At 41.7% G+C, this 16,263-nt stretch carries 13 protein-coding genes; 7 read left to right on the plus strand and 6 right to left on the minus strand.

The features are described from left to right. Positions 1-76 precede the first annotated feature (76 nt). Positions 77-1,969, plus strand: a complete 1,893-nt coding sequence (locus NPUN_RS43605; RefSeq protein WP_012411393.1) for a serine/threonine-protein kinase — start codon at positions 77-79, stop codon at positions 1,967-1,969. Between the two features lie 178 nt (positions 1,970-2,147). On the opposite strand, the gene NPUN_RS25820 is transcribed toward NPUN_RS43605, so the two are convergent. The 5 genes from NPUN_RS25820 to NPUN_RS25835 form a co-directional block, all read right to left on the minus strand. Then, positions 2,148-2,936: an ABC transporter permease gene (locus NPUN_RS25820; RefSeq protein ID WP_012411394.1), complete on the minus strand. Its 789-nt coding sequence runs from the start codon at positions 2,934-2,936 to the stop codon at positions 2,148-2,150. A gap of 51 nt (positions 2,937-2,987) precedes the next feature. After that, a complete protein-coding gene (locus tag NPUN_RS25825) occupies positions 2,988-3,968 on the minus strand; it encodes an ABC transporter ATP-binding protein (protein WP_012411395.1) in 981 nt (326 codons plus the stop codon). A 287-nt stretch (positions 3,969-4,255) separates the two neighbouring features. Continuing rightward, positions 4,256-5,902, minus strand: coding sequence for an ABC1 kinase family protein (locus tag NPUN_RS25830; protein ID WP_012411396.1), 1,647 nt, complete (start codon positions 5,900-5,902; stop codon positions 4,256-4,258). Positions 5,903-5,932: 30 nt separating this feature from the next. Next, positions 5,933-6,220, minus strand: coding sequence for a membrane protein insertion efficiency factor YidD (gene yidD / locus NPUN_RS39450; RefSeq protein WP_012411397.1), 288 nt, complete (start codon positions 6,218-6,220; stop codon positions 5,933-5,935). A 78-nt stretch (positions 6,221-6,298) separates the two neighbouring features. Further along, complete coding sequence (locus tag NPUN_RS25835; protein ID WP_012411398.1) at positions 6,299-7,363, minus strand: mannose-1-phosphate guanylyltransferase; 1,065 nt, start codon at positions 7,361-7,363, stop codon at positions 6,299-6,301. A 115-nt stretch (positions 7,364-7,478) separates the two neighbouring features. Between NPUN_RS25835 and NPUN_RS25840 the strand changes: the two genes are divergently transcribed. The 3 genes from NPUN_RS25840 (at position 7,479) to NPUN_RS25850 (ending at position 9,977) form a co-directional block, all read left to right on the plus strand. Continuing rightward, positions 7,479-8,999: an LCP family protein gene (locus NPUN_RS25840; protein ID WP_012411399.1), complete on the plus strand. Its 1,521-nt coding sequence runs from the start codon at positions 7,479-7,481 to the stop codon at positions 8,997-8,999. A 119-nt stretch (positions 9,000-9,118) separates the two neighbouring features. Beyond that, entirely contained in the window at positions 9,119-9,625 is a 507-nt protein-coding gene (locus tag NPUN_RS25845) for a pentapeptide repeat-containing protein (RefSeq protein WP_012411400.1), read from the plus strand. Positions 9,626-9,761: 136 nt separating this feature from the next. Continuing rightward, a complete protein-coding gene (locus NPUN_RS25850) occupies positions 9,762-9,977 on the plus strand; it encodes a DUF2281 domain-containing protein (protein ID WP_041565630.1) in 216 nt (71 codons plus the stop codon). Between the two features lie 23 nt (positions 9,978-10,000). Here the strand turns inward: NPUN_RS25850 and NPUN_RS25855 are convergent, their stop codons facing one another. Continuing rightward, positions 10,001-13,018, minus strand: coding sequence for a GAF domain-containing sensor histidine kinase (locus NPUN_RS25855; protein ID WP_012411401.1), 3,018 nt, complete (start codon positions 13,016-13,018; stop codon positions 10,001-10,003). A 388-nt stretch (positions 13,019-13,406) separates the two neighbouring features. On the opposite strand from NPUN_RS25855, the gene murJ reads away from it, so the two are divergent. The 3 genes from murJ (at position 13,407) to NPUN_RS39455 (ending at position 16,177) form a co-directional block, all read left to right on the plus strand. Further along, on the plus strand, positions 13,407-15,011 hold the full coding sequence (murJ, locus tag NPUN_RS25860; protein WP_012411402.1) for a murein biosynthesis integral membrane protein MurJ: 1,605 nt from the start codon (positions 13,407-13,409) through the stop codon (positions 15,009-15,011). A gap of 153 nt (positions 15,012-15,164) precedes the next feature. After that, positions 15,165-15,677 carry an outer membrane beta-barrel protein gene (locus tag NPUN_RS25865; protein WP_012411403.1) on the plus strand — a complete coding sequence of 171 codons (513 nt, stop codon included), beginning with the start codon at positions 15,165-15,167 and terminating at the stop codon, positions 15,675-15,677. A 221-nt stretch (positions 15,678-15,898) separates the two neighbouring features. Then, positions 15,899-16,177 carry a hypothetical protein gene (locus NPUN_RS39455; RefSeq protein WP_012411404.1) on the plus strand — a complete coding sequence of 93 codons (279 nt, stop codon included), beginning with the start codon at positions 15,899-15,901 and terminating at the stop codon, positions 16,175-16,177. Positions 16,178-16,263: the final 86 nt, after the last annotated feature.

Below are 16,263 nucleotides of genomic sequence, written 5' to 3' on the forward strand. Positions count from 1 at the left end.
AAAATAAGGGTTTTGGCTATTGTTTGCGTAAGTCCTGCTAATAACTGATAACTGTTAAAGTACGGATAAGCCACTCATGAGCCTTTGTATCAATCCCGTTTGCCCTACACCAAATCACCCAAATAATGAACAAAACCGCTTTTGTCAAAGTTGTGGTTCCCATTTGGAATTGCTAGGGCGTTATCGGGTGACGTGCCTGTTGAGTGACAAAACAGGGTTTAGTAAAGTTTATGAAGCATACGAACAAGATACTCCTAAAATCCTCAAAATACTCAAAGAGGATTTATCAGGTAACGCCAGAGCAGTAGAACTATTTCAGCAAGAAGTAACTGTGCTGGAACAACTCAACCATCCCGGCATTCCCAAAGAAGATAGTTACTTCCAGTATCAAACCCGACATGGTTTAGTGTTGCATTGCATTGCAATGGAAAAAATCGACGGGTACAACTTAGTGCAATGGCTAGAGCAGAATCACCCCATTTCCGAAGACCAAGCTGTAGCTTGGCTAAAACAATTAGTGGAAATTTTGGATTTAGTGCATGGTAAACAATACCTGCATCGAGATATTAAGCCATCTAATATCATGATTAGATCCCCCCTTGGGAAAGATTGGGGGGAATTGGTACTGATTGATTTTGGCACAGCCACTGAAATTGACAGAACCGACCCAGACCAACTTAGCAATGGCGACGGGATGACAGCACTTATGTCATCTGGCTACAGCGCTCCAGAACAAATGAATGGTCAAGCAGTACCGCAATCAGATTTCTTTGCATTGGGACGCACCTTTATATTTTTGCTAACGGGACACCATCCCTTAGATATGTATGATGTCCAGCAAAATGTATTGCACTGGCAAAATCATGCCATCGATATCTCACCCTTACTATTAAATTTAATTGATTGGCTCACGGCAGCAGATATAAAAAAGCGTCCTGCTAATGCCCAAGAAATTTTGCAGCGCCTAGAACACATTGAAGAAGGCAAAAAGTTCTGCTCAGATGAGGATTCAACCCCAGCTGTTGCGCCAGGTTCCCCCAGAGTAGAGGAGCCACTTGCAGAAGTGGAGGATTTAGAGCCAATCTCGCTGTTGTCGGAGCAGGAACCAGAAAATAGTATTCCTCCTGCCTCTGTTGTTGAAGACCAGCTAACAGAAACTACTCCTGAAAATCTTAATTTAGTAATTGATTTGAACACAGAAGAGTTATCCCCACCAATTCCTAAAACTTTATCATCCCCACACAAAGAGCCAGAAGAAGTACCACTACTGAAATTTTTTACAGGGTTGCTAATGATATTAGGATTACTTAGTATAGTGGCTTTAGCAATGCGAAACTCAAAATTTATTGTGAATTCAAATTATGGGCAATCTCCCGAAAAGAGAGGTAAGATTGATTATTTTTCTTATCAAGAAGGTAGAGATAGCCAGGGGAGAAGAGCCGAATTTAATATAGCTGTTTTATCACTAGAATATAAATGGCTTTTAGGTAGCAATTTTCAAATTAAATATAATGATGAAATTATTAGTATAGACCTTTTAAAATTGAACTTAGAACAAGAAGGCATACAAAAGATAATGGATGAACCCAGGGAAATTATCTCTGTAGGTACAGTTGCTTGTAAGGGTAATATAGCAGTTCAACAGCGAATGGCTCTAGAACGTTCTAAACAAATTCAATTTTTAGTCAAAAAATTATTTATTAATACACCAAGCGTCAAAGGTTATAGGATATTAAATTTAGGACAATTTCAACGGAGTAATTGTCAGGCAAATCAGGATTTAACTACATATCAGAGAAGTATTATAATTATTGGTGTGAAAAATAAATCCGCAGGTGTCATTCTCGATGAAGCACTACGGGATAGGTTAGAAAAGAAACCTTTCGCTGATTTTAAGTTAGAAGATTATTCCTTGGGTACGGCAGAAAATTTTAGGACAATACCAAGTAATTTATTACAATTCAGATAAGACCAAAACACTTGTAGAGACGGAGATTTATCGCGTCTTAAAACCCAAAATTTTTGCCAGTCGCCCTTAACCCAAGCGTATTGATTTATATTTATAAAATAAATAGCATAGCAAAGTATATCAATGTATAGGTTTAGCCAATCATAATATATCGCCACTTTCGTAATTAATGAATCGTTTATGCTCCCATCCCAGAATACCTCTTCAAACCCGCACGCCAAAGGAAGCGATTCAGTCCCAAAAACACTAATATCCAACCAAACATTGACCAAAATCCTCGCCCTATATCCACAGGTAGCCCTACCAAAAGACTCGCAGGAAAATCAATCAAATACGGAAAAGGCGTAAACATTAATATTGTCCGCACAGCCTCCGGAAAAACCTCTAAAGGTGCTATTAAACCAGATAAAAATAGATAAAACAACAACCAAAAGTTTTCTAAAGCACTAGCCCGTTCTGTCCAAAAGGCAAACATGGCAAAGGTGTACTGAATCGTAAACCGCAAAGTAAAAGCTAGCGCCACCGCCAATGTAAACAGCAAAAATCTACTCAAACTTGGTACCCAAAAAGCTTGGGGATAAAGAATAAAAAATAATGCCACTAATAAAAAAGCAAACGATAGCCTAGCAAATCTTTCAGAAACATGACCTGCAACATGATGCCATACTGGGTCGAGTGGTTGTAGCAACTTGGGCGAAAGCTTGCCTTCCACAACCTCTTTTTCAAAGTCCCAAATTACCCAAACAACTGTTAATTGTCTAACGATGAAAACCGTGATAAAGTAACGGGCAAAATCCACAGGTGATAGCCCAAATTGCCCGCCTTGTGCTGCCTGTATCCAGATACCCATGAGGATAATCGGCAAAGATCCAGCCAACACCCATAAAATTAGTTCTGCTCGATACTCAACCATATAGGCGTAGTATACTGACAGCAAAGTTAGGGCTTTTCTAATCATCTTTTTCATTTATAGTGCATTCTCCCCTCGGTAACTCTATTTCTGGCAGCGATCGCTTCGCTACACAACACCTGCCTGAAAAACTCGCCCAATTACTTCTTCTACAGGCGGTTCAGTAACAGTTAAATCAATTACCTCCAAATCCGTCAAAATCTTAGATACCGTGCGGGTAAGTGCTTCTCTAGATACCATAAAATGTACCGATCGCCCTTCTAAGAGTTGCACATCCCCGTATGTCATAAGTTTTTCTATCGGTAGAGGTTGGGCTAATTCTATATGGACTTCTCGGTAAGGGGCAAAACGTTCTAGCAGTCCATCTAAACTACCGTCATACATCAGGCTTCCTTGGTGAATCAACAGCACTCGTTGACACAAAGCTGTAATATCAGCCATATAATGACTCGTCAACAGCACTGTAGCCTGATAACGCTGATTGTAGTCGCGCAAAAAATCGCGTACCGCCACCTGAGCATTTACATCTAGTCCTAGAGTCGGTTCATCTAGGAATAATACGTGGGGACGGTGCAAAAGTGCTGCTAGCAATTCTGCCTTCATCCGCTCACCCAAAGATAGCTTCCGTACTGGTTGGGTAAGTTTGCCTTCTAGGGAAAGCATCTCTGTTAATTCTCCTACCCGCCGTTGGAACTCTTTATCAGAAATGTTGTATACAGCAGCATTAATTCTCAAAGAATCCAGCGCTGGTAAGTCCCAAATTAGTTGCTGTTTTTGCCCCATCACCAAGGTAATTTTTTGCAAAAATGCTTCTTTCCGATGAAACGGAGTTTGTCCAGCGACTGTGACTTTACCGCTAGAGGGATGAATCAGCCCCGTGAGCATTTTTAGTGTGGTAGTTTTTCCAGCACCATTTGGGCCCAAAAACCCTACTACTTCACCAGGGGAAATTTGAAAGGAAACATCCTGAACTGCTTTAATTGAGCGGTAGGTGCGACGGAAAAGGTGGGTGATTGTACCTTTAATACCCGGGCTTTTAACTGCTACTGGATAAGATTTACTCAAATTTTCAGCAACAATGATTGACATATTTTTTATATTTAGAACCACCGTTGTATACAGATAAACACACAAAGATAATCGGTGTTTAGAGCTATTTATTAAATAGAACTCAGGAGTCAGGAGTCAGAATGGGCTAAACCCTAGCTATCCGCTAACAGAATTGAATTCTGACCGAAAAAGTGGATAGCCAGTGAGAGTTGTTTTAATTCTGACTTCTGGATTCTTCTACTGTGGTTCCAAATACGAAAGCAGAGATTTTTGACAGTGACATATCATGATTAACTGTGGTGGGCATTATGCACAACACATAGACTTTACCGCAAACGTCCCGATCGCAATGTACTGATAATTAACCACAAACCCAATAAGCTAGCAACGGCAAACAGGGTGGTGCTTAAAAAAGATAGCTGACTTGTCTGCGCTCTAGTAGAAATAATTGCTGCGCCCATAATCAGCGAACCTACTAGTATACTAAAAGATAGTCGGTTAGCAGCATCGTCCATAGTGCGCCGCACGCCATCTAAACCCCGCAGCGAGAGATTCCACTGTAAGGTTTCTGAGGTAACTCGGTCTAATAACAGTTCTATTTGGCGAGGAGACTGGAGAGAGAGACTTTTAATATCTAAGGCTGTCCGTAATAGCGATCGCACTGGATTATCGCCCAATAATTGCCGACGAAACAAGTCTGTAATTAATGGTTTAACTTCATCGAAAAAATTAAGCTCTGGGTTGAATGTCCGCGCTACACCCTCTAAATTTGCTAGAGTTTTGGCATACAAACCCATATTGCTAGGTAATCTAATTTTATTGTTACGGGCAACTTGTAAAACTTCATAAATTATCTGACTGAAGTTGATTTGCGTTAAGCTGACATTGTGATACTTTCGCAACATGCGATCATAATCATTTTCTAACCGCGACAAAATAACTGGTTGAGCAGAATCTGATAGCTGCAAAGTTAACTGAGCGCACCTTTGAGCATCTAAATCAACGATCGCTAACAACATCTCTGTTAATATCTGCTGTGTGCGGGGATCAAGTCTTCCCACCATACCACAGTCTAAAAGAGCAACACGCCCATCTGTGAGATAAAACAAGTTTCCCGGATGGGGATCGGCGTGAAAAAAGCCATCAATATATAGTTGCTGAAAAAATACCCGAAATAACAAAGTAGTTATTTCTTTACGCTCTACGGCAGGGTCTTTACCATTATTGTTATTGTTTAAATCTGCCGACAAGAATGGTACTCCATCTAACCATTCCATCACCAGTAATTTTTCTGTGGTCAATTCCCAGTTAATCTCTGCAACCACTATTTGCGTGGGATCAAACCAGCGACTTTTAGATAAGTTGCGCCGTAGTTGGTCTGTAAAACCCGCTTCCCGTGTAAAATCTAACTCGGCTTCTAGGGCTTTGGTGAATTCTTCAGCGATGGATTTGATTTCGTAGGTTTGTCCAAATTCAGTCCGCGCCACTAAATCGGCAATACCTTGAATTAAAGCAATATCTTGGGCAATAGTCAGATCGATTCCCGGACGTTGTACTTTTAGAGCAACTTCTCGACCGTCTGCTAATGTAGCGCGATGTGTCTGGGCAATTGATCCCGCCGCTACGGGGATCGGGTTAACTGTCTTGAAGGTTTCTGCTAGTGGACGTTTTAATTCTTTGCGAAGGATTATTTCTATTTCTGACCAAGGAACTGGTGGTACTTCGTCTTGTAAGGTAGATAGTTCCTCAATGTAGGCAGCGTTCAGTAAATCTGGACGTGTAGACATTAGCTGTCCAAGTTTAACGTAAACTGGCCCCAAGTCTACCAGGATATTTTTTAAAACCGCAGGTGTAGGTAACTGTGGTTCATCAGCTTTGCCACCAGTGAGTAACCTTCGCATATAGTCCCAACCATTGCGAAGGAATACTTCAAGAATTTCTCGTTGACGGGGAACAGTTTGGGTGAGGAACATTTTTGTAAATAACTGCAAAGACGCAGGGAGTTAAAGAGGTAAACAACAGGGGATGACAATACAACGGAAGTTGGCTTTAGCTTTTAAAGTTTTGCTAGCTGCGCCACAGTCTTGGAATCTTTTTATGGATGATTGTATAGCTTCGTGGAGTTTCTGTTCACTCAGCATTCGTTTGACGTAATTAGAGCAGGAATCTTCACCGTGTAATAAGCGATGGGAACAACTAAAGCCTTTGGAAGGAGAAATATATTTTTGATAGGCTGTAATAGACTCGATTGCCATTGTCTTGGCGAGAGGCTCAAAGCTAATAATGTTCATAACTGTCAGATAAAATAACAGACAGTCAAGTTATAATAGCAAAACAGACTTTTTAGCCTCTGCCAAGGGTTCTAACTTTTACAGCAGGTCAGTAAATCGAGAATCACTTTGGAGAATTTTAAGGATCTGCTTAATTTCCTGGGTACGTTCTTTTTTAACAACGAGGGTGACATTGCGATCGCGCACAATCACCACGTCCTCTAAACCAATTGTAACAACTACATCCTCTGGATTTGAGGCATAAATAATCGCCCCCTGCGTATCTAGCCCTACGTGGGTAGCGAGTTCCACATTGGGATTCTCTTCTGTTTTGAGTAACCGCTCGATCGCATTCCAATCTCCTAAATCATCCCAACCAAAATCAACTGGCAAAACGTATGCTAGAGTTGTCTTTTCCATTAGGGCATAGTCTATACTCTTCTTAGGCAACTGGGGATAGATATCAAGACCCTGTTGTTCTAAAGGTTCGATAATTTCTGGAGCATGGGTATGTAGTTCCTCGAGAACAACCCCTGCCCGAAAAACGAACATTCCACTATTCCAGCTAAAGCGCCCCGTAGATAAAAAAGTCTCTGCCGTTTCGCGGTTGGGCTTTTCAGTAAAGCGGTTGACGTGATAAGCTGGCAACTCATTAAAGCTACCTATCTTTTCACCTTGTTCAATGTAGCCGTAACCGGTTGATGGAAAAGTAGGCTTGATCCCCAGTGTAACGATCGCTGCTGTGCTTGCTGCCAGTTGCGTAGCCGCGCTTAATGTGTGTGCAAACGCTTCTTCGTCAGCAATCCAGTGGTCAGCAGGGAAAAAGCCAATAACAGCGTCTTCTCCATAGCGCTGTTTGATTTCTAAACTTGTCCAAGCAACGGCTGCGGCTGTGTCTCTGCCTTCCGACTCAATCAGTAAGTTTTCAACTGGTAGATCGGGTAACTGTTGTCGTACCCCTTCAGCTATCTGACTAGAAGTGATCACCCACAAGGAATCCCACCCGTCACCGAGTTTTATCAATCGATCGGCGGTTGCTTGTAATAAACTTCTAGAGCTACCATCAAGACTTAAAAATTGCTTAGGTCGGTCTTTGCGGCTCAGGGGCCAAAAACGTTCACCTTTACCACCAGCAAGGATTACGGGGAACAATAAAGTATTCATGTTGTCATACACGCCTACCGAAGAACATTATAAGTTTACAGTGAGCCTTTCCACTGGCAATATCTGTAGCTTGGATTAACATACTTTTAGGGAGTGGTTGAGTGGGGAGATAATTGTGATAAAACAAGTCGAATGGTCGGAAAATCCGGTTACATCTCAGCAAGTAATAGAATTTGAAACTGAGGTGCGATCGCAGCAAATTCAACGCACGGAAAATCAGGTAACGCCAGCACCAGTAGCCGACTCAGAGGAGGAGGATGTCGAACTAAACCAGCCAGCAAATCCGAATCGTAGCGTCGTCGAATCTGTGGGCGCGATTCCCAATCAGCTTTACGAGAGACTGGGCTTAACCATGCCTCGTTGGTTGTTGTGGATCATGACGGTTGTCATCGGCATCATCTTATCTGGGCTGCTAGTCTCGACGTTAGCACTGTGGACTCCTTTGTGGAGCAATCTCGATCGAACAGATGAAGATTTAGGAACCAATATTAAAGACGAGTTAAAAATACCGCTACCAGGGGAGTTGTGGAGCAAACTTTCCCAGTACCAGCTTTCACGACCCATGAATATCTTAATTATGGGCATTGAACCAGTTAACGGTACTGTTGATGGTTCACCAGAAAGCTTTGCTGGCAAAAGCGACTCCATGCTGTTAGTACGGCTTAACCCTAGTGAAAAATCTGTAAGGGTGCTTTCCATTCCTAAAGATACGATGATTGCCATCCCCGAAAAGGGAGAAAAGGGATTAACTAAGGTATCTGATGCCAATGCTAAAGGCGGCCCAGTCTTGGCAGCACGGGTAGTTAGTCGTACCTTAAACAACGCCCCAATCGATCGCTACATCCGTATTTCTACTAGCGGCTTACGGCAGTTAGTCGATCAGTTAGGCGGGGTAGAGGTCTTTGTTCCCCAATCAATGACATATAAAGACTCCAGCAGTCGCCTCTCGATTAATTTAGTCAGTGGCTGGCAAACCCTGAACGGAGAACAAGCAGAACAGTTTGTCCGTTTCCGCGAACCAGGTTTGGGAGATTTGCCAAGAGTGCAGCGTCAGCAAGCACTAACAGCAGCATTGCTGCAACGCTTAAATAGTCCTACTATCTTACCGAGGTTGCCTCAATTAACTCGCTTAATGCGAAAATACTTTGATACCAACCTGAAGATGGAAGAAATGATGGCGTTGGTCAACTTTGGCCTCAATCTAGATCGAGATAATTTCCAAATGACGGTGCTGCCTGGTACGTTTAGCCGCTTTAGTAAAGACCCTGATAGCTATTGGCTAGATATGACTGGACAACAGAGCCTGTTGAATGATTATGTTGGGGTAAATGTACCTGGTCTGAAACCAGATATGCGTCAGGTTCCTAACCTCAAAATTGCTATTCAAAATGCCTCCAATCAACCTCAGCTAACTGAAAAAGTTATTGCTTATCTTAAACAGAAAGGCTTTACTAAAATTTACAAAGTACCTGATTGGCCAGATACCCAACGTCAAACTCAGATTATTGTCCAAAAAGGCAATCGGCGAGTTGGTCTTGATTTGCAAAAAGTCTTAGGCTTGGGTCAAATTGAGGTGTCAGCGATTGGTGATTTAGAATCTGACCTCACAATTCGGATTGGTAAAGATTGGAAATAGTCATTGGTCATTAGTCATTAGTCATTAACCAAATGACAAAGCGCAAAGTCTGAGCGGAGGTTTCCTCCGATCAGAACTTTGTAAGAGAGGACTAATGACTACTGTAAAATAATAAAGTTATGAAAAAGATTTTACTACGCTTTTTGGGTTTGATTGTAATTTTGATACTAGCATTTTGCTGGATAATACTTAATCCAAAACCGGCTTTTGCTCAACTCAATACAATTAACTACAACAATATAAATTTAGAAAATCGTGACTTTTCTAATGCTGATTTGGCAGGTGTGACCTTTGTAGCAGCAGAAATGCGGGGGACAAATTTCCAAGGGGCGAATTTAACCAACGCAATTCTCACTAAAGGAGTTTTGTTAAAAGCAAATTTGGAAGGCGCGAACTTGAGCGGCGCTTTAGTCGATCGCGTCACTATGGATGGTGCTAACCTGAAAAATGCAATTTTTACAGAAGCAACTTTGACCCGCAGCCGTTTTTTCGATGCCGAAATTACAGGTGCTGATTTTACCGACGCTTTAATTGACCGTTATCAAGTGTCGCTAATGTGTGAAAGAGCCGATGGAGTAAATCCGGTTACGGGTATGTCAACGCGAGATAGTTTGGGTTGTAGGTAAAGAACCTCAGCATTGAGCATAAATAAAGAGATATTTTACCGAATCTAAAGATTTAAATTTAAATGAGAATTTGCATATTTAACAATAAACATACTTAATAACAATAAAAGTAGTAACAGCACTGGGTGAATACTAAATGAGTAGAGAACAAAAGTTGTTAGCCAAGTGGCATTCTCTTCCACAAGACAAACAAGAAGAAGTTTTAGATTTTGTCAAATTTCTTCACTTGAAAAACTCTGTAAATAAAACTCCCTCGGGAGAACGTTTGTGGATCGCAAATGGCAATTATGATGCCTTCGGGGAACGGAGGAAACCTCTGCTTATCCTGGCTCCCCTAATTAAAATTGAGTGAGAATTGTCAAAAACCAGTTGCCTCTAATTACTGCTAGGAATTTCAATCAAAAACTCTGTTCCTTCTCCTGGCTTAGAAGAACATTTAATTTGACCATGATGTTTTTCAACTACTATTTGATAGCTGATAGACAATCCTAACCCTGTACCTTTACCTGGCCCTTTAGTAGTGAAAAAGGGATCAAATATATGCGATCGCACCTCTTCTGGAATTCCAAGACCATTATCAGCTATTCTAATTACAATCTGGTTATTAACAGCTTGTGTACTAATCCAGATACTTAAAGGTATTCTCGGACACCTTTGGGATAACTTTAAATACCTTTGTTGTATAGTTTGAAACTTTTCTTCTAATGCATCAATACTGTTACTCAGAAGATTCATAAACACTTGATTTAGTTGCGCGGGATAGCATTCAAGCAAAGGTAAAGTAGTATATTCTTTAACAATCTCAATAGCTGGGCGTTCATTATTGTTTTTGAGCCGATGCCCTAAAATCAGCAAAGTACTATCTAACCCGTCATGAATGTCTACTGCCTTCAATTCAGCCTCATCTGTACGAGAGAAGTTTCGCAATGATAAAACAATTTCACAGATACGCTCTGTTCCTACTTTCATTGAATCAAGGGTTTTAGGTAAATCTTCGATGATAAAGTCCAAATCATGATTGTCAATTTGTTCTTGGACAGATGGTAACAGAGAGGAGTTTTGACGGTAAAGGTTCACTGCATTCAGCAGTTCTTGAGTATATTCGTTTAAATGTATAAGATTGCCAAAAATAAAACTTACAGGATTGTTGATTTCATGAGCGACTCCAGCAAGTAGTTGTCCTAAACCTGCCATTTTTTCACCCTGAATTAACCTGGTCTGAGTTTGTTTTAATTCTTGCAGGGCTTGAGTCAGTTCTGAGGTTTGACGTTTGGTTTGTTCGAGTAATTCCGCTTGCTGAATCGCAATTCCAAATTGCACAGCTACTTGAGCTAGTAAATTGATTTCTTCCTCTTTCCAATAGCGCGGTTGCGAATTTTGGTAAGCAACCAATAATCCCCATAATTTTTCACCTTGTCGAATGGGAACAAAAGTTTCGTTGCGCGGCAGTTCATTATCATCATCTGTGCCCTCAAAGGTTTTTAGAATCATTGGTTGGGCTTGTGCAACAGGTTTCCAACCATCTTTAAAGGAATCTGCTACAAATTTACCGCTCCAATCTGCGTTAAAGCGGTAGATTGCAACTCGCTCGACTTCGAGCAATTCTCGCACTGCTTGAGTAGTGGTTCTAAAAATAGTTTTAATATCGAGTGACTGGCGGATTTTATCAATGGTTGCAGCCAGCAATTCTTGCCGTTCCATTGCTTTCTCGCGTTCAGTGGCTTCTGCTAACTGGACAACCTGCATTTGAACTTGCTTTAAATAAGAATCCTGTTTTAATGCGACTCCCAATTGCTCGGCTATTTGACTGGTAAATTCAATTTCAGAGGGTTGCCAGTGACGAAAAGTAGTGCATTGATGAATACACAGTAATCCCCAAAGTTCACCTTTTTTCAATAGAGGTGCGACCAAATTTGCCCGCACTTGAAATTTTTCTAGAATTTGGATGTAGCAACCTGGAAACTTTGCTTGATAAATATCAGCGATCGCATTTACTCGACCCTGTGCATAAAGGGATGCAAAGTTTTCACCGAAGCAATAATCATAAATTTTTTCTGCTATTACCGAGTTACACTCAGGTACAACATCCTCAGAAATAAATTCTCCTTCCCAATCTTTTTGTGGGTCAAACCGAAAGACTGCCACTCGGTCTGCTTGCAGCATTTTCCGCGCCTCGGTGACAGTAGTTTGGAAGATTGTATCTAAATCTAGGGACTCTCGGATTCGAGTAATCACGCTAGTTAATGTCTTTTGTTGCTCTGCTTGGTACTGAGCGTGTGCCAGCAATTTATAGTGTCGCAGTGCCACACCAATTTGTGTGCCGATTTTGGTTAGTGATTCCACTTCATAAGATTGCCACTGTCTAGGTGAGACATTTTGGTAAGCAGCAATGACTCCCCAAAGTTTGTCTCCTTGGAGAATAGGGGCAGTTGCAAAGGCTTTTGCCTGGAATTGCTCCAACAGGGTTACATGACAGTCTGTTAATCCAGCTTGGTAAATGTCATTGACTGTAAATGTCTCGTTGTCAACATAACGTCCGCCTTGTGTCTGTTGTAAATAAGTATCAAAAATTGTCGGCTGAATGCCAACTAAGGGAGTCCAACCTTCAGCAAATGATTCAGCAACAAAGTTACCGCTCCAATCGGCATTAAAGCTAAATATGGCAACTCGGTCAGCTTGCAACAGCTTGCGTATTTCTTGAGTTGTGGTTTTAAAGATGGTTTCAATATCAAGGGGTGAGCGAATTTTATCGACAATCTGAGCAATTACTTGGTCGCGTTGAGCCGCTTGAGCCAATTTTGCAGCTTGTAATTGCACTTCGTGAAGATGCTTTGCTTGTTGAATCGCAACCGTCAGATGGTCAGCAATTTGACGAATAAATTCAATTTCCGATTCTTTCCAGTTACGAGCCTCACTGCACTGATGAATGCAAAGTAATCCCCACAGTTCCTTCTGGCGCGATAAAGGGACAACGAGATTGGCCTTAACCTGAAATTTACTCAAAATTGCGGCATGGCAATCACTTAGTCCGGCATTGTAAATATCCGCTACTGCTTGGACTCGACCTTGTTGATAACTGGAAGCAAATTGTTCTCCAAAGCAATGGTCGTAAACTTTTACTTTTAACGCCGAAGTCCAACCAGGTGCAACATTTTCAGAAACAAATTCTCCTTCCCAGTCTTTTTCTAGGTCAAACTGGAAAACAGCTACACGGTCAGCATTTAGCAGTAGACGCACTTCTGTAGCGGTAGTTTGAAAAATCGTTTCTAAGTCAAGAGACTCCCGAATTCGCACAATTACACTCGCCAGAGCCTTTTGCTGATCTAGTTGCTCTTGAAGTTGAGCGCTTGACAAAAGAAGTTGATTTTCTGCGAAATTTGAATTGGGTTCCATTGCTCTGGATTTTGTTTATACAAGGGTTCCTATCCTAATACCAAACTTCATGAGTCCAAAATATGACAAACTGTAAAAATTTACAGTTTTCAACTATTTCCCAGAAGCTGGCTATTGTTATAGTTCCCCTTTCTCGATCTATCCTCGTAATGGGTTAAAAATAATTTTGGCTTGTATACAACAAAAGACATGAATAATTCAAGGTTTGTAGTCAGAGGTAGCCCTTACTAAGAGCTAATTCGATTAATTCCACATTGCGATCGCAGGCATCGCACTTAAAATGACTATAAACTAATGACTGATTTGCCAAAATTTACCTGACAGACTGCGGAATTTCAGGTTAAATGTTTTAAAGTATGCACTCTGTAAGAGTTGTCGGGTATTATTCGTGACACAACAAGACCAAAAACCCTCTCGTTCTTTCGCTGGAATTGCTGGCATTGTTGCCGCAGCCACATTAATTAGTAAAGTCTTCGGTTTAGTGCGGCAGCAAGCGATCGCTGCGGCTTTTGGTGTTGGTGCTGCTGCTACCGCCTATAGCTACGCCTATATAATCCCTGGCTTTCTATTGATCTTACTTGGTGGTGTAAATGGGCCATTACACAGTGCAGTTGTCAGCGTTTTAACCAAGCGGCGGCGAGAAGAAGCGGCTCCTTTAGTGGAAACCGTGACAACGCTGGTGGCTGGATCGCTGTTGGTGGTGACAGTGGCTCAAGTTTTATTTGCGGATGCGATCGTTGATATAGTCGGTCATGGTTTGGAAGAGACAACCAGAGCGATCGCCATTCAACAACTCCGCATTATGGCACCAATGGCTTTATTTGCCGGTTTAATTGGCATCGGCTTCGGTACTCTCAACGCAGCCAACCAATATTGGTTACTTTCCATTAGTCCTTTATTATCCAGTATTACCGTTGTTGCCGGCCTTGGTATCCTGGCGATGCAACTGGGCAAGGATATTATTAAGCCGGAGTACGCTTTAATCGGTGGAATGGTCTTAGCTTGGGGAACTTTAGCAGGAGCGGTTCTCCAGTGGTTAGTGCAGCTAATTGTCCAGTGGCGGTTAGGACTTGGCACATTACGCCTACGGTTTGATTTTAAATCTCCAGGCGTTCAAGAAGTTATCAAAATCATGACTCCGGCGACAGTTTCCTCTGGAATGATGCCAATTAATGTTGCCACTGACCTTTATTTTGCTAGTCCTATCCCTGGTGCGGCGGCAGGATTTAACTATGCGAATTTATTAGTTCAAACTCCATTAGGGATTATTTCAAATATCATTTTACTGCCCCTGTTACCGATATTTGCCAAACTTGCCGGCCCCGAAAATTGGCCAGATTTAAAATTACGCATTCGCCAAGGACTGCTACTCACTGCCTTCACCATGCTACCGCTAGGGGCGCTGATGGTGGCATTATCTGTACCCATTGTGCAGGTGGTATATGAACGCGGTGCTTTCAAACCAGAAGCCACAGAGCTAGTTTCATCCTTGCTAGTCGCTTATGGAATTGGGATGTTTGTCTATTTGGGACGTGATGTTTTGGTGCGGGTGTTCTACGCTTTAGGCGATGGACAGACACCTTTTCGCATCAGTATTTTTAACATCTTGCTCAACATCATATTAGATTGGTTTTTCGTTAAACCTTTTGGCGCTCCCGGTTTGGTGTTAGCAACAGTGGGTGTAAATTGTAGCTCAATGTTAATGCTGTTGTGGTTGCTCGATCGCAAACTCAATGGTTTACCTTGGCGTGAGTGGGGTTTGCCGATTTTGGGTTTGGCTGCTGGGAGCGTGGTAGCTGGGGTAGCAAGCTATGGGACATTGGTTGGTTCTCAACAATTGCTAGGTAAAACAGGTTTACTGATTGTGGTGTTGCAATTGTGTCTATCTGGCTTTGTGGGGATTGCGGTGTTTGCTGCGATCGCTTCCTGGATGAGAATACCAGAGGTGAATAGTTTTATATCTCGTCTACGTCAACGCTTTTTGAAGAAATAACTGTTATTTAAATATTTCAGTTAGTACACCCAAGTGGGTGAGAAAGAATTCAGCCACTTGGGTGAACCAGGTGTGCGAGGTTACATTTTGTAAAAAAAGAGATTCTAGTACTAGAGAACATTGATTTTACCTAACTCTAGTGAGAAGAATTCTATGAAACTTACAAAATTAGCTGCCTCTGCACTTGCTGTTGCTTCCATTGTCCTCTCGGCAGGAATTGCTTCTGCTCAAACAGCCCGTACAAACGGTAATTATATTGGTGCTGGTGTTGCTGTTGGTGCAACCAGTGGCGGACAAGGAAACGACGAAGCACAAATTGGCGGTAATATTCAAGGACGTTATGCCGTTCCCAATGCACCTGTTTCACTGCGGGGTTCTGTGCTGTATGGTGGTGATGCTGCTGCAATTATGCCCATCGTGACTTACGATGCGCCGATCGCCAGAAACACTAACGTTTACTTCGGTGGTGGTTATTCTTTTGTAACTGACGAAGGTCAAAAAACCCCATTGGGCAATCAGAATGCACCTGTAGTCACCCTTGGTATTGAATCAGAAGTTAGCAATAATGTCATTGCTTATGGCGATACTAAATGGGGTATTGATGCCTACAGAAATAGTGATGCTGATGCTGTCAGCTTCCAAGCTGGATTAGGTTATCGCTTCTAGTAATTACGAGCTAGGAGACAGCTTATTCGCAAGCTAAAGGAATGATGTTTACCAGCCGTAATAGTAGTTTGATCTGTCATATCTGAGTATGGATACTCAGATATGACAAATTTTTTAATCATTTTTATTTATGATTTTGATAACCAATTATATTGGCTATTACCAATAGTTTCTCTTAAAGTAAAATGGCCGATTTTAAATATACATAAAATATATTACTCATGGAAAACATTAATCTCATTCCAGAAATAGTGGGTGAAACAACTGATGTAGAATCTTGGCTAATTCGGGCTGGGCTAAGATTTTCAGACTTAGGTAACGATACCGCCAGTATTGCAATCCGTAAGCAATGGCGAGAATATCAAGCCGCAGTTCAAAGATGCTGTGCAGTCCTACACCAACCACCTTCACGTGTTCAATTAAGCGGCCACTATACCAACCTGAGAATACCTGGGGGTGCATCAACCAATTGTGCGATTCCTCATACCGATTCTATGTGAGGCTGCACTTTCAACCCGATGCGGATTTATCCTTCCCAAAGCAACAATTTTAACAACTTGATGATGGTTATTCAGAATTCAGACTT

Source organism: Nostoc punctiforme PCC 73102 (genome assembly GCF_000020025.1).
GTDB classification, from domain to species: Bacteria; Cyanobacteriota; Cyanobacteriia; order Cyanobacteriales; family Nostocaceae; genus Nostoc; species Nostoc punctiforme.